This window comes from Lysobacter xanthus (assembly GCF_047159895.1).
The window spans coordinates 41,036-55,614 of record NZ_BAAGAB020000002.1 but is presented as its reverse complement, the minus strand read 5'-3'; the positions used below and the strand labels follow the sequence as shown (position 1 = coordinate 55,614).

At 69.2% G+C, this 14,579-nt stretch carries 12 protein-coding genes; 10 read left to right on the top strand and 2 right to left on the bottom strand.

Going from position 1 to position 14,579, the window contains the following annotated elements; genetic code table 11:
- Positions 1–57: 57 nt before the first annotated feature.
- The 5 genes from ACY35P_RS01560 (at position 58) to ACY35P_RS01540 (ending at position 6,435) form a co-directional block, all read left to right on the top strand.
- Positions 58–1,551 (top strand): glycosyltransferase, encoded by a 1,494-nt coding sequence (locus ACY35P_RS01560; protein WP_462114062.1) that lies wholly within the window; start codon positions 58–60, stop codon positions 1,549–1,551.
- A 2-nt stretch (positions 1,552–1,553) separates the two neighbouring features.
- A complete protein-coding gene (locus tag ACY35P_RS01555; RefSeq protein WP_462114061.1) occupies positions 1,554–2,621 on the top strand; it encodes a hypothetical protein in 1,068 nt (355 codons plus the stop codon).
- A gap of 166 nt (positions 2,622–2,787) precedes the next feature.
- Positions 2,788–3,369 (top strand): hypothetical protein, encoded by a 582-nt coding sequence (locus tag ACY35P_RS01550; protein WP_462114060.1) that lies wholly within the window; start codon positions 2,788–2,790, stop codon positions 3,367–3,369.
- A 56-nt stretch (positions 3,370–3,425) separates the two neighbouring features.
- Positions 3,426–4,859 carry an MBOAT family O-acyltransferase gene (locus ACY35P_RS01545; protein WP_462114059.1) on the top strand — a complete coding sequence of 478 codons (1,434 nt, stop codon included), beginning with the start codon at positions 3,426–3,428 and terminating at the stop codon, positions 4,857–4,859.
- Between the two features lies 1 nt (position 4,860).
- The gene (locus ACY35P_RS01540; protein ID WP_462114058.1) at positions 4,861–6,435 is read left to right on the top strand and encodes an alginate O-acetyltransferase AlgX-related protein; all 1,575 of its coding nucleotides are present in this window, start codon (positions 4,861–4,863) and stop codon (positions 6,433–6,435) included.
- Between the two features lie 7 nt (positions 6,436–6,442).
- On the opposite strand, the gene ACY35P_RS01535 is transcribed toward ACY35P_RS01540, so the two are convergent.
- Positions 6,443–7,849, bottom strand: a complete 1,407-nt coding sequence (locus tag ACY35P_RS01535) for a hypothetical protein (protein WP_462114057.1) — start codon at positions 7,847–7,849, stop codon at positions 6,443–6,445.
- 18 nt (positions 7,850–7,867) lie between these two features.
- Between ACY35P_RS01535 and ACY35P_RS01530 the strand changes: the two genes are divergently transcribed.
- The 5 genes from ACY35P_RS01530 (at position 7,868) to ACY35P_RS01510 (ending at position 13,371) form a co-directional block, all read left to right on the top strand.
- The gene (locus ACY35P_RS01530; RefSeq protein ID WP_462114056.1) at positions 7,868–8,890 is read left to right on the top strand and encodes a glycosyltransferase family 2 protein; all 1,023 of its coding nucleotides are present in this window, start codon (positions 7,868–7,870) and stop codon (positions 8,888–8,890) included.
- Complete coding sequence (locus tag ACY35P_RS01525) at positions 8,887–9,282, top strand: GtrA family protein (RefSeq protein ID WP_462114055.1); 396 nt, start codon at positions 8,887–8,889, stop codon at positions 9,280–9,282. Before ACY35P_RS01530 ends, ACY35P_RS01525 begins: the two co-directional genes overlap by 4 nt.
- Before the next feature lie 9 nt (positions 9,283–9,291).
- Positions 9,292–10,149 carry a GNAT family N-acetyltransferase gene (locus ACY35P_RS01520; RefSeq protein WP_462114054.1) on the top strand — a complete coding sequence of 286 codons (858 nt, stop codon included), beginning with the start codon at positions 9,292–9,294 and terminating at the stop codon, positions 10,147–10,149.
- The gene (locus tag ACY35P_RS01515; protein ID WP_462114053.1) at positions 10,139–10,918 is read left to right on the top strand and encodes a PIG-L deacetylase family protein; all 780 of its coding nucleotides are present in this window, start codon (positions 10,139–10,141) and stop codon (positions 10,916–10,918) included. Before ACY35P_RS01520 ends, ACY35P_RS01515 begins: the two co-directional genes overlap by 11 nt.
- Before the next feature lie 83 nt (positions 10,919–11,001).
- Positions 11,002–13,371 (top strand): reprolysin-like metallopeptidase, encoded by a 2,370-nt coding sequence (locus tag ACY35P_RS01510; RefSeq protein ID WP_462114052.1) that lies wholly within the window; start codon positions 11,002–11,004, stop codon positions 13,369–13,371.
- 218 nt (positions 13,372–13,589) lie between these two features.
- On the opposite strand, the gene ACY35P_RS01505 is transcribed toward ACY35P_RS01510, so the two are convergent.
- A complete protein-coding gene (locus tag ACY35P_RS01505; protein ID WP_462114051.1) occupies positions 13,590–14,528 on the bottom strand; it encodes an electron transfer flavoprotein subunit alpha/FixB family protein in 939 nt (312 codons plus the stop codon).
- Between the last annotated feature and the right edge of the window lie 51 nt (positions 14,529–14,579).

Below are 14,579 nucleotides of genomic sequence, written 5' to 3'. Positions count from 1 at the left end.
TTCGGCTGGGGCTGGTTCCTCGATACGGAAGCCGTCCTTCGGGGTGCGGAACTGCTGTTGCCGCTCGCGGGCGGCGGCATGTCGTCGGTGGCCTGCCTGGAAGGCTCGATGCGGACCGATGTCGCGGCGGCGTTCCCCGACGTGCCGCACGCCGCCAATGCGGGCTTCATGTTGATGGCGCAGTTGCCCGCGGATGTCGACCCGGCGGGGGAGGCGAGGTTCATCGCGCGGCTGGACGATGGGCAGCACCACGAGATCGCGATCCCGATGGAGGAGCTGCCTGCGCAGGCTCCGCCGCGCCGCGGCATGCGCGACATGTGGGCTCGATTCCGCGAACTCGGACCGGGCGCCGTGGGGCCTGCGGCAGCCCGCCGCGCGCGCGCCCTCACGCGCGCGACGATGGCGTGGGCCGCGCGGGCCGCGCTGCAGTTGGGGCGCAGGCGCGTGGTCGTTGTCTTCGATCACGCACTCGGGGGCGGCGCGAATGCGTTCCGCCAGGCCCGCATGCTGGAGTTGCTCGCCCGCAAGCGCGCGGTTCTGCAGGTCAGCCCCGACGTCCAGAACCTCGACTACGTGCTCAGCCTGTCGACGCCGCGTGGTGCGACCAGCCAATGGCGCGCGCCGACGCTCGACGCCGCATTGCGGGCGCTTTCCCAGTTCCCGTTGGCGTCGATCGAGATCAACAACCTGGTCTCCTTCGACGAGCCGCTGCGCGTCGTCGACTGGTGCGTGCACCAGCGGCCCGCCGGCACCGAACTGGTCTACTACCTGCACGATTTCCATTCCGTCTGTCCCGCGTTCACGCTCATCGATGCGGACGGTCGCTACTGCGGCGTACCGGAGCTCGACGTCTGCCGTGCGTGCCTTCCCCGGAATGCCGCGAACCTCCTGGGCTTTCCGGCGCCGGCCGATCTGGGCGGCTGGCGAGGTTCCTGGGGCGAGCTGCTGCGCTCGGCCGATCGCGTGGTCGCGTTCTCCCAGGCGTCGGCCGACATTCTCGCGCGCGCCTATCCCGAGGTCGCGGAACGCCAGCGCATCGAGTTGCGCCCGCATCGCCCCGATCACTCGCACCTGAGGCCGGTGAGCGTGCGTCCGTCGGAGGTCGTCACCGTCGGCGTCATCGGCAACATCAGCCGGCCGAAGGGTGCGGATATCGTCAATGCGATGGCCGCGCTGGTGGAAGCGAAGAATCTGCCGGTCCGGCTGGTCGTGATCGGCACGTTGCAGTCCGGTACGTCCCGCAACGGGCGAATGCTCATCCACGGATCGTTTGCGCCCGATGAGCTGCCCGGCCTGCTCGAGCGCTACCAGGTCGACGTCTGCCTCATGCCGTCGGTGTGCCCGGAGACCTACTCGTACGTGACCGACGAGATCATGGCGATGGAGATGCCGCTGGTCGTGTTCGGTATCGGCGCGCCCGCGGAGCGCGTGGGCCGCTATACACGGGGCGCCGTGACGGCCGATATCACGGCGGAAGCGGCACTAGCGGATATCATGCGGCTCGCCGAGCGAGCACGGAGCCCGCTCGAGACTCGTGCCCGGGAGCCGTAGCTGTGGGAAAAACGGTTGCATACACCTCCGCCGCGCTGAACTACCTGCCGAAGGTGCGCAAGCTGTGCGCGTCCATCCGGCGCTACCACCCCGAATTCGAGATCGTGCTCGCACTCGCGGACGAGCCGCATGCGGACGTCGACTTCTCCGCCGAGCCGATCGACCGCGTCGTCGCACTGGGCGACCTCGACATTCCCGACCGTCGGCGCTGGACGTACTTCCACGCGATCGTCGAGCTCGCGACCGCGATCAAGCCGTTCGTGCTCGTCGAGATGCTCGCGCGCCCGGATGTCGATCGCGTGCTGTATTTCGACCCCGACATGGTGCTGTTCTCGCGCCTCGACGACATGCTCGAGCAGCTCGATCGCGGCGACGTCGCGCTGACGCCCCACCTCACCGTGCCGGAGACGTCGCTCGAGTCCGTCCGCGACAACGAGATCGCGGCGCTCAAGCACGGCATCTACAACCTCGGCTTCCTCGGCGTCCGGGACACGGCGGAAGGCCGCCGCTTCGCGCGCTGGTGGGCCGATCGCATCTACCACTTCTGCGTCGCCGACATTCCGGGCGGCCTGTTCACCGACCAGCGCTGGATCGACCTCGCGCCCGCGTTCTTCGACGGCGTGCAGATCCTGAAGAGCCCGCGCTTCAACGTCGCAACGTGGAACCTCACGCAGCGGGCGCTCGCCGGCGACCTGGCGTCCGGCTTCACCGTCGACGGCCAGCCGCTCGGGTTCTACCACTTCACCGGCTTCGACAGCGGCGCGCATCGCGCCATGGCCGCCAAGAACGCCGGCGGCAACGCGTCGGTCGAGGCGCTCGTCGGCTGGTACGAGCAGGCGACGCGCTTCGACGGCGAGGACCCGGTCGCGCGCGTGCCGTGGGCCTTCGGCACCTATGCCGACGGCAGTGCGATCCCGACCACGCATCGCCGCCTGTACCGCGCGCGCCCGGACCTGCAGCAGGCGTTTCCGGAGCCGTTCGCGGCAGGTCCCGGCACGCTGCAGCAGTGGATGACGCTGCAGGGCCCGCTGGAATACCCCGAGATGTTCGCGCAAAAAAAAACTCTATGATTCGGGGCCAGGGGCTTCCGGGCGCCTCGCGGGCGGCCCGGGCCCTCGGCCGTCTGAGGTTCGTGGCGGCCACGCGCGGCTGGCCAGCGGCACTCGGTGAATCTTTGCGGTGGGCGCTCCGGCGCCTGCGCGGTTCGATCACTTCCCCTTCCAAAGGATCCCCACCATGAAGACCCTGCGTAATCTGACCCTGCTTGTCGCCAGCGGCCTCCTTCTCGCCGCCTGCGGCGAGCGCCCCGCCGCGCAGCAGGCCGGCGCCGCCGCCCCGGCCACGGGCGCGCCTGCGGCCCCGGCGGCCGTCCCGGCGGGCCCGCAGTTCGCAGTGGCCAGTGATGCCGCCGACCTCATGGCGCTGCAGGCCCGCGGCACGTGCTCGCTCGAGAACGTCGTCGACCTCGCGACCCAGGCGCCGAGCCCCGGCAACGAGCCCAACACGTATTCGGCGAAGCACGACGCGAACTACCGCCTGATCGGGTTCGCGACCGACTCCGAGGCCGGTGCGGTGCCGAGCAAGGTCGAGATGCTCCTGCACGGCGAGTCGCAGTCGTTCTCGCTGCCGGCGAGCGAAGGCCTCGAGCGCCCGGACGTCGCCGCGTTCTTCAAGAAGCCCGCGCTCGCCAACTCCGGCTACCAGGCCGACGCGGGCTTCGCCAACGTAGCGGGCGGCCGCTACGAGGTGTTCATGGTGAACACGTTCGGCGACCAGCGCGTGCTGTGCCCGACGCACCAGACGCTCATCGTCAACTGACCTGCTCCAGAGTCCACGAAAGAGGCGTTCCGGCGCCTCTTTTTTTTGGGTGACGCATGCTCTTCAGCTCGATCATCTTCATCGCGTATTTCCTGCCGGTCTTCCTGGCGTTCTATTACGCGAGCGGGATGCGTACCGCGGCGCTGCTCACGGGCAGCATCGCGTTCTACGTCTGGGGCGAAGGCGCATACGTGCTCCTGTTGCTGGCGCTGATCGCCATCAACCACGTCGGCGCCCATCGCATCGCCGCGGCCGGCGAGGGCCGCGGGCGTGGCTGGCTCGGCGCGGTCATCGTCATCGACCTCGCGGTGCTGGGTCTCTTCAAGTACGCGGGCTTCGTCGCGCAGACGATCAACGGCGTCGCCGGCCACGCCTGGCTCCCCGTGCCCGAGCTGCGCCTGCCGCTCGGAATCTCGTTCTTCACGTTCCAGCTGATCTCGTATGTGGTCGACGTCCACCGGCGCACCGTACAGCCCGAGCGCAGCCCGATGGCGTTCGCGACGTACATCCTGATGTTCCCGCATCTCATCGCGGGCCCCATCGTCCGTTACGCCGACATCCGCACCGAACTGAACCGCGAAGGCCGCCACCTGCGCGCGGGCCTCGGCGTGCAGTACTTCATCGTCGGCCTGTGCCAGAAGGTTCTCGTCGCCAACAGCGTGGCGCCCGTCGCAGACCATGCCTTCTCGCTCGGCGGCAACCTCGACGCCACGATGGCGTGGATCGGCATCGCCAGCTACACGCTGCAGATCTTCTTCGACTTCTGCGGCTACTCGAATATGGCGATCGGCCTGGCGTTCCTGCTGGGCTTCACCTTCCCGAAGAACTTCGACTATCCCTATTCGGCGCGGTCGATCACCGACTTCTGGCGGCGCTGGCACATGTCGCTGTCGTTCTGGTTCCGCGACTACGTCTACATCCCGCTCGGCGGCAACCGCGGCTCGCGCGGGCGCGTGCTCGCGAACCTCATGATCGTGTTCTTCCTCACCGGCCTGTGGCATGGCGCGGCCTGGAACTTCATCGTCTGGGGCCTGTTCCACGGCGCGTTCCTGCTGATCGAACGCCTGTGGCTCGGCCGCAGGCTGGAGCGGATGCCGCGCGTGCTCGCCACGCTGTACACGCTGCTCGTGGTGATGGTGGGCTGGGTCTTCTTCCGCGCCGAAGGCTTGCGCAGCGCGCTGTTCTACCTTGAGCGCATGTTCGACCTGCGGGCCTTCTACACGCCGCTGGTCGAGTCCAAGCTCGTCATGAACCGCCAGTTCTGGGCGGCCTTCGCGCTTGGCTGCGTGCTCGCGATGCCGACCCTGCCGGCGCTGATGCGCCGCCTGCGACGACCTGTCTACGGCGAGTCGCCGACGATCCGCGAGCCGCGGCTCGACACGCTGCGGGTGGCCGCGCTGCCGGCACCGCTGCTGCTCGCCGGCCTCGTGCTCTCGATCGCACTGCTGGCCGGCTCCTCGCTCAACCCCTTCCTGTACTTCCGGTTCTGACATGGACAGCTCGATCACCCGTGAGCCGCGCCGATGGGGTCTCGTCGGCGGTGCGCTGGGCATCCTGATCGCCCTGCACGTGGCCCCGCGCTTCGTGCGCGCCCCCGACATCGCAGAGAACCGCGAACTGGCGCCGCTGCCGTCGTGGACCGAGGCGCAGACCGACTGGTGGGGCCTTCCGAAGAAGGTCGATGCCTGGGTCCAGGACCATTTCCCGGCGCGCACGCACCTCATCGCCGGGTTGAACCGCCTGCGGATGCGCGTGGGCGACTCGGGTTCGACGCGCGTGATCGTGGGTCGTGACGACTGGCTGTTCTACGACGATGGCTCGCACCTGGGCACGGCGCGCGCCGCCGTTCCGCTGCAGCCCGCCGAAGCCGACCGCTGGGTGCGCACGCTGCGGGGGCGCACCGAGGCGGTCGCCCGCTCGGGCGCGGTGTACGCCGTGATGCTCGCGCCCGTGAAAGAGCGCGTCTATCCTGAACACGCACCCGGCTGGTTCCGCGACGGCGGCGCCGACGTCGACTCCGAACGCCTGCTGGCGACGGCCCAGCGCGCGAAGATGGACAACGTCCTTTACCTCCTGCCGGCACTGCGCGCCGCGCGCCGCGAGGTCGAGCCGATCTACACGCCGAACGACATCCACTGGACCGGGCTGGGCGCGTACCGCGGCTACGTCGAATTGGCGCGGCTGCTGACGCGGCAGGGCGTACCCGTCGAGGTGTGGCCGCTGTCGCGCTACGCGCGCGTGGAGGTTCCGGGGGGCACGCCGCGTGACGTCGCGCTGATGCTCGGCGTGGGCGGGTTCGTCAAGCAGGACTTCCCGCGCTTCGAATATCTGCCGGTCAGCGCCACCGCGAAGACGACCTACCTCACGGAACGACAGGACTGGACCGCACCGCACGTGATCGAAACGGGAGTGCAGGACAAACCCGTCCTGTTGATGACGGGTGATTCCTTCTCGAATGCGCTCATGCCGTTCCTGCTCCCGCACTTCAGTCGCATTGTCTTCGCGCACGACCAGGACGGCTTCTACCGCGAGGAGCTGATGCAGCAGTTCAAGCCGGACGTCGTCCTGCTCGAAGTGCTGGAGTCCGGCGCCCGGCATGCGATGGCGCCGCCGATGGAGCCGACCGGTCCGGTCGCGGGCGCGCCCGCCGGCACCGCCGCAGCGGCACCGCGTCCCGCCTGGCAGGAAGTCACCGAAGCGGAGACACGCCGCTGGGCAAATGCGCCGGCTGCCGCGTGCAACCTCGAAGTGGCGAAGCGCCTCGAGCCCACGGGGTCGCGGTTCCACGTCGAAGGCTGGATGTTCGACTACGCGCAGCGTCGCGTCGCACCGACCACGCGCCTCGCGCTCGTCGATGCGAAGGGCCACGCATGGCGGTTCGAGATGCCGAACACGGTCTCGCGCGGGGACGTCGCGGCGCACTTCGGCGTGACCGATGCGGCCGGCGGCGGCTTCGCCGCGGACCTCGAGCTTCCGGACGGTGCGAAGTGGCCGGTCGACGTGAAGCTGCTGCAGGCGTACGGCGCCGAGATCGTCCGCTGCGTGGGCAGCCGGACGATCGACTGATCGGCGGTCAGGCGGTGCGGCGCTCAGGCTCGCGCAGGAGCAGTCCGAGCAGCAGGATCGCCGAACACGGCACCAGCGTGTACAGGTAGCGGAAGTCGCAGGCGATCGACGTCGGGAAGTAGCCTGCGCTGAAGACGGCAAGGCCGACGACCCACGGCAGCAGCACGCGACGCGCCGACGGGCCACGGCGCCACGCGGCGGTGGCGACGACGAGTCCGAGGATCACGTAGAACCAGTGGCGCCAGACCAGCGTCCGAGTGATCGGCTGCAGCAGCGTGTAGAGGCGCGAATCGCGCGCGTCCTGCTCCTCGCGCATCCCGGATTCCTTCAGGAAGTCGGGCAGGCCGGCAGTGCCGACGTGGATCGGCAGGCAGCGGTCCTCGCCGTGGAAGCCGACCAGCCACGAGAACACGTCCCAGCGATGGGCCAGGTAGGCGCCCGGATGCTCGAGGACCGCATCCTTCCAGGCATCGGCGAGGCGGTCGCCCTGCAGCGAACCGAAGGTGCGGTCCAGCGGCGGTCCCTGCAGCGTGTCGATGCGCTCCGGCGTGTACATGGCCACCGTCGCCGCGAGGCTCTCGCGATCGACGCCGGTCGCCTTGAGCTGCGCGCCGCCGGGCGTGCGCGCCTCGATGCCGACCAGGTCGTACATGCGGATCATCCGCGTGCCCACGCTCACGTCGCTGCCAACCGCGCTGTAGATCGAGCCGGTCGCATTCTTCTGGAACGCGGACTCGATCGCCGTGCGCACCGCGAAATGGCCGAGCACGAGCCCGATGACCACCATCGCCCCCGCGATGATCCGCGCACGCCGCGTCCTCCATCCGGCATCGACGATCAGCAGCCCCGGCGACACCGCGAACAGCGGCAGCATCAGCAGGCCCTGCTGGCGCACCTGCGGGATCGGCAGGAGCACCACGAGCGCGGCGACGGCGAGTGCGATGCGCATGCCACCCGTGTGCCGCCATGCGGCCAGCGTGAGGCCGAGCGACAGCGAACACAGCGACGCGAGCAGCACGTCCTTCCAGACGATGCCGACGTAGAGGAAAACGACGGGATTCAGGACCAGCGCCAGTGCGATCGCGATCTTCCACCAGGCGATGCGACCGACGCCGCCCGTTCCGATCGCGAGCCGCATGCCGCCGTAGGTGGAACCGGCGTTGAGCGCGACGAACAGCGCGGTGCCGACCGAGCCGAGCCCGAGCCAGTAGAGGAGGGCGCTCATGAACGGCGGCGCCCAGCTCATGATCCGGCCGGTAATCGCCTCGTGCAGCTGGATCGAACTGTCGACGCTCGTGTGCCCCGGGCTGTGCAGCGCGACGGCGACGAGGGCCAGCAGGGTGCAGGTCGACGCGAGAAACGCGCGTGCGTACGGGGCCGGCACGCCGGCGCGGAAGAGGGCGGATGCAGGCATCGCCGTATACTAAACGACATGGCCTGCGTTCCCGCCCCCAGTCCCATCGCCGCCGTGGCGGCCCCGCATCGCATCGCGGTGGTCATTCCGGCGTACAAGGTCACGCGCCACGTGCTCGGCGTGATCGCGGCGATGCCGGACTTCATCGATCGGATCTACGTGGTCGACGATGCGTGCCCCGACGGCTCCGGCGACCATGTCGAGGCGAGCTGCACCGACCCGCGGGTGACCGTGGTGCGCAATGCGCGCAACCTCGGTGTCGGCGGCGCCGTGATGCACGGCTACCGACGCGCGGTGGACGACGGCGCCGACGTGATCGTGAAGGTCGACGGCGATGGCCAGATGGACCCGGCGATGATCCCGCGGATGATCGGCCCGATCGTGCGCGGCCAGGCCGACTACACGAAGGGCAATCGGTTCTACGACCTGCGCTGCATCAGCCGCATGCCCGCGATCCGCCTGTTCGGCAACGCGGTACTGTCGTTCATGGCGAAGGTGTCGACCGGCTACTGGGATCTGTTCGATCCCACCAACGGCTACACGGCGATCAGCGCGCGCGTCGCGGCGGTGCTGCCGCACGACAAGATCAGCGAGCGGTACTTCTTCGAGACCGACCTGCTGTTCCGCCTCGGGACGTTCCGCGCCGTGGTCGTGGACGTGCCGATGGACGCACACTACGGCGACGAGGTGAGCAACCTGCACGTGCGTCGCGTGGTCGGCGAGTTCTTCAGCAAGCACGTACGCAACTTCGCCAAGCGCGTCTTCTACAACTATTTCCTGCGCGACCTGTCCATCGCCTCGCTGGAACTGCTGGCCGGCCTCGGGCTGGTCACGTTCGGCTTCGCATTCGGCGCATGGCGCTGGTACGCCGCGGTGCTCGCCGGAACGGCGACGCCGATCGGCACCGTGATGCTGGCGGTCGTGCCCGTGCTCGTCGGGTTGCAGCTGCTGCTCGCCTTCTTCGCCTACGACATCGCGGCGGTGCCTCGCCTGCCCGTGTCGGACCGGCTCGAAGGCTATCGGGCCGGCCGCAGCGCGTGAGCGGGCGTCCTTCGCTGCTCCGCCAGGGCGCGAGCTACGGCCTCGTCGGGGCGCTGCAGCTGCTGCTCGACTGGCTCGGCTTCGTTGCGCTCACCTCGCTCGGCGTGGCCACGGTCCCATCCAACATCGCCGGCCGCATCCTCGGTGCCGCGCTCGGCTTCTGGCTCAATGGCGTGCTCACGTTCCGGCAGGCCGGCGAGGGGCGCCTGGGCTGGCGCAGGTTTCTGCGCTTCCTCGCGTCCTGGTCCACGATGACCCTGCTCAGCACGCTCGCGGTCCACGCGATCGATGCGGGCGCCGGACTGCAGTGGGCCTGGATGCTCAAGCCCGCGGTCGACGCCGCGCTCGCGGCGCTGGGCTTTATCGTGTCGCGCTACTGGATCTATCGCTGAGGACGCCCGATGCGGTTCGAACGCTGCGCATTCACCGACAACGACCTCCAGCACTACGTCGCGCTCTTCGCCGCCTGCTTTCCCACCGCGGGCAAGCTGCAGGACCTCGCCTACCTGCGCTGGCTCTACGTGGACAACCCGCTGGGCCATGCGATCGGCTTCAACGCGGTGGACGGGGACACGCTCGCAGCGCACTACATCTGCACGCGGGCACGCATCCGGTTCGACGGACGGGACGTGCCCGCGCTGCTCTCGCTCAACACGGCGACGCATCCCGATTACCAGGGCAAAGGGCTGTTCACACGGTTGGCCGACCAGACCTACGAAGCCGCGGCCGCTGAAGGCGTCGCGCTCGTCTACGGCGTCGCCAACGCCAACAGCACGCCCGGGTTCGTGCGCAAGCTGGGGTTCTCGCTGGTCGAGCCGCTCGAGTCGCGCGTCGGGCTCGGGCCGCTGGGCCGCTTCGACTGGGCGGGGCGCGTGGCGGGCGCTCGCTTCCGGCAGTCCTGGACCACCGAATCGCTGGCATGGCGGCTGGCGAATCCCGCAAACCCGGTTCGCATCGAGTCGAGCGGTGGCGATGTCGTCGGTCTCTCCGCGCCGACCGGCAAGCCGCTGCTGCGCGCCTGGGCGGGCTTGCCGGGCCCGCTGCAGGTGCCGCAGGGTGCCCGGCACGCGAACGGCGCCTCGATGCGGGTCTGGCTCGGCCTGATGCCCGCCGGCAGCGGCCGCTTCGGCCTGTATCCGCAGCTTCCCGCCCGGCTGCGGCCGTCCCCCCTCAACCTGATCTTCCGCCCGCTGGCCGGCGGGCACCGCCTCGAGTGCGGTGAATCCGCGTTCTCGTTCCTCGACTTCGATGCGTTCTGACCAGCGCCCCGTCGCGCTCGTCCTGTTCGCCCATCCGGACGACGAGTTCGCCTGTTCGCTGCGGCTGCGGGAACTGGTCCGTGCCGGCTACCGGGTGGAATGCGCCTATCTCACGGATGGCGGCTTCGGCGGGCAGGGGGTGGACATTCGCGAGCGCGAAAGCCTGCGGGCGCTGGACCGCCTGGGCATTCCGGCCGGGCAGGTGCGCTTTATCGGCCGTGAGCTGGGCATCGGCGACGGGACACTACCGCTGGCGCTGGACCGCGCGTGGACGGGGCTCCTTCCTTGGGCGGACGCAGAGGGCTCTATTGCGCGGGTCGTAACGCCGGCCTGGGAAGGCGGCCATCAGGACCACGACGCCACCCACCTGCTGGCCCTCACCTTGGCCCGGCGGCACGCCGTAACCGAGGTCGAGCAGTTTCCCCTGTACACGGGGGTCGGCCTGCCCGGCCCATGGTTCCGCGTGCTGCATCCCATGCCCGCGAACGGCCCGGTCAGTGCCTACCGGGCCACCGCGGCGGAGCGGGTCCTGGCCGTGCGGATCTGCCTGTATTTCCTGTCGCAGTGGCGGACCTGGCTCGGGCTGCTGCCGTTCTTCGCCTGGGCGATGCTGGTGTCGGGTCGTTTCCCGCGGCAGCCTGCCGCCTGGAACCGGCTGCTCGAGCGCCCCCACCCCGGGCGGCTCCTGTACGAGCGCCGCGGGGTCTTTGACTTCGAACGGTTCCGGCAGGCCGCTGACCGCTTCATGACGGTGAACCCGGGCTGTTGAGGATCTGTGAAGGCGATTGCGTTCGGGGCACCGGGACCGCAGCATGCTGCCCTGGGGCGTGGGGTCCGCGCCGGGGGAATCCGATGAAGACGATGAAATGGAAGTTCGCCGGCGTTGCGCTGCTGGCGCTCGCAGGCTGCGCGCAGAACGACGGATCCGATAAGGCGTCGCTCTCCGCACGCGTTGCCAAGGATGCATCGCACGCGTTCCCGACGTCGGCGAAGGCCGGTCCGGTCCGCATCGGCGGCGCCGCCCGCACCTTCGCAGTGCTGCCCGATCGCGGCGAGTTGACGCGTGTCGACAGCACCCGCAAGGCGCATCACGAAGGCGCCTACACCTGGCATCCGGTCGAGCTCAGCGAAGCGCATGCGCTCAACGCGATCGCCTCCGGCCACCTGACGCTGCGTGCGCCGAACGGCACGCCGATCGACCTGCGCTATACGCGCCACATCGAGCACGCCGACGGCAACTGGACGTGGGTCGGCAAGAATGCGCAGGGCCAGGACGCGGTCATCACGTTCGGTCCGAAGGCCGCGTTCGGCACGATTCCGAACGGCGCCGAGGATCCGCTGCGACTGACGCTCGCCGCCGGTCGCGCGTGGCTGCTCGAGACCGATCGCCGCGTGATCGCCGCGACCGACAATGCGCTGACGCGACCGAAGAACGACGACTTCCTCGTTCCGCCGGAATCGCCCGTCGTCGATCCGCGCCGCGTCGAAGCCGCGGCGGCGACCGCGGAAGCCGCGGGCGGCACGCCCGTCATCGACGTCGTCGTCGGCTATACGCCGGGCCTGGTGTCGATGTACAGCGGCGAGTCGCAGGCACTGACCCGCCTCAACAACCTCGTCGACATCACCAACACCGCGTACGTCACCAGCCAGGTGAACGCGCAGGTGCGGATGGTGAAGGCCGTCGCGGTGAACTACGTCGACAACACCGACAACAAGACCGCACTCGAAGAGCTGACGGGCTACAAGTCGGGCGTCGGTTCCGCGCCGATCCCGGCCGCGCTGCAGCCGCTGCACACCGCGCGCGAACAGTACGGCGCCGACCTCATTTCGCTCGTCCGGCGCTTCAACAACGCCACCAATGCCGGTTGCGGCATCGCCTGGTTGCTCGGTGGTGGTCGCACGTCGATCACGCAGTCCGACGAGGACTTCGGCATGTCCGTCGTGAGCGATTCGGGCGGCAACCTGTTCCCGGACGGCGGCTACGTCTGCCGCAACGAGACGTTCGCCCACGAGATCGGCCACAACCTCGGTTCCGCGCACGACGTCGCCACCGCGACGACGAACGGCGTCGTGAAGTACGGCGCGTTCACCTACTCGTTCGGCTACAAGACGGGCGCGGACGCGGGCAACTTCTACACGATCATGGCCTACGGCGATTCGGGCCAGTTCAAGAACGCGGTCTTCTCGAACCCGCGCATCTCGATCTGCAGCGCGCAGGGCAACCTGCCGTGCGGCGTGACGGACCAGGCCGACAACGCCCGCAGCATCAACAACACCGTCGGCATCATCACCACGTTCCGCCCCACGGTGGTGCCGCTGGTGACCGCTGCCGCGGTGCGCAACGACCTCAACGCCGATGGCAAGTCCGACATCGTCTGGCGCAACCCGGGCCTCGAGCTGCAGGCGTACTGGCTGATGAACGGCCGCCAGCGCACGACCGAGAGCGTGCGTGCGGTCTCGTCGATCTACCGCATCGTCGGCACCGGCGACTTCGACGGCGATCGCGCGACCGACCTGCTGTGGACGAACAACACGAACGACCTGCTGTGGATCTGGCGCAGCAATGGCGCGGGCGGCTACGACGTGCAGCTCGTCAGCGGCTATCCCGCCAACTGGCGCGTCGAAGGCGTTGCCGACCTCAACAGCGACGGCAAGTCCGACATCATCTGGCGCAACCAGGTGATCGGCCGGATGGACGTGTGGCTGATGAACGGGCCTTCGATCATCGGCACGAGCCCGCAGAACGTGTCGTCGACGGATCGCTTCGCGGCGACCGGCGACTTCGACGGCGACAGCCGCGGCGACATCCTCTGGACCGACGCGACCGGCCTCAACGTCTCGATGTGGCGCGGCCTGGGCAACGGCCAGTTCGACAAGTACGCGGTGGCCAGCGTGCCGAACGGCTGGGTCGTCCGCGGTGCGACCGACCTCAACGCCGACGGCAAGTCCGACGTCATCTGGCAGAACAACGGCCTCGGCATCGTCGACTACTGGCTGATGAGCGGCACGTCGATCATCGGCAACCGCACGACGCCGGTGGGCTCGATCTACCGCGTGATCGCCACGGGCGATTTCGACGGCGACGGTCGCGGCGACCTGCTGTGGACGAACGACACCAACGACCTGCTTTGGGTCTGGCGCAGCCAGGCGGACGGCGGTTTCATCTCGGAACTGGTCGACGGCTACCCGCCGGGCTGGTCGGTGATGAACGGCGGCTCCTGATCCCGCCGAGTCCCGCGAACAAGAAACGGCGCGATGCGAATCGCGCCGTTTTTCTTTGCGTGCGCGGCTGCGCATCGAGTAGATGGAACGCAGCGCTCGTATCGGGAGATCGCGTGCGAAGTACCGGCACCCGCGATTGCGGGACGATGGATCGACGAGCCCCAAGAAAAACGGCGCGACTCGCGTCGCGCCGTTCCGGGGGGGGTCTCTACGCTGCGTCAGAGCGCGGCGTGCAACTCGGGCAGGATCTGGAACAGGTCGCCGACGAGCCCGATGTCCGCGATCTCGAAGATCGCCGAGTCGGGGTCCTTGTTGATGGCGACGATCGTGCCCGCGTCCTTGATGCCGGTGAGGTGCTGGATCGCGCCGGAAATGCCGACCGCGACGTAGAGCTCCGGCGCGATGATCTTGCCGGTCTGGCCGACCTGCATCTCGTTCGGGCAGTAACCGGCGTCGACCGCGGCGCGCGAGGCACCGACCGCCGCGCCCAGCTTGTCGGCGAGTTCGTAGACGACCTTGAAGTTCTCGGCCGAGCCGACGCCGCGGCCGCCGGAGACGACGCGCTTGGCGCTCTGCAGGTCCGGGCGGTCGCTGGAGCCGGCGGCGAGGCCGACGAAGCGCGTGTGCGTCGGCAACGTCGCGTCGACGGCGGCCGCCTCCACGGTCGCGTTGCCATCGCGCGCGCACTCGGCGAACGAGGCGGTGCGGATCGTCGCGACCACCACGACGCCCTCGGGCACCTCGACCGTCGTGATCGCGTTGCCGGCGTAGATCGGGCGCTTGAACGTGCGGGCGCCTTCGACGGCCATCGCATCGGACACCTGCGGCGCGTTCAGCAGCGCGGCGACGCAGGGCATCAGGTCCTTGCCGAACGTGGTGCTCGGGCCGAAGACGTGCGTGTAGTTCGCGGCGAGCTGCGCGACCTGCGGCGCGAGCACCTGCGCGATCGCGTTCGCATTCGCGGCATTGGCGACGGTGAGCACGCGCGCGACGCCGGACAGCTTCGCGGCTTCGGCGGCCACCGCGTCAGGCGCGTCGGCGAGCACGAGCACGTCGATCGACTCGGGCGACAGGGCCTGCGCGGCGGTGACGCACTTCGCACTGGAAGCGTTGAGGCGGCCGCCCAGGTGCTCGGCGACGATCAGGACCTTGGACATCAGAATTTCCTCGGGTGACGGCGTTCCCTCGCGGGAACCTTCGTGCCGGAC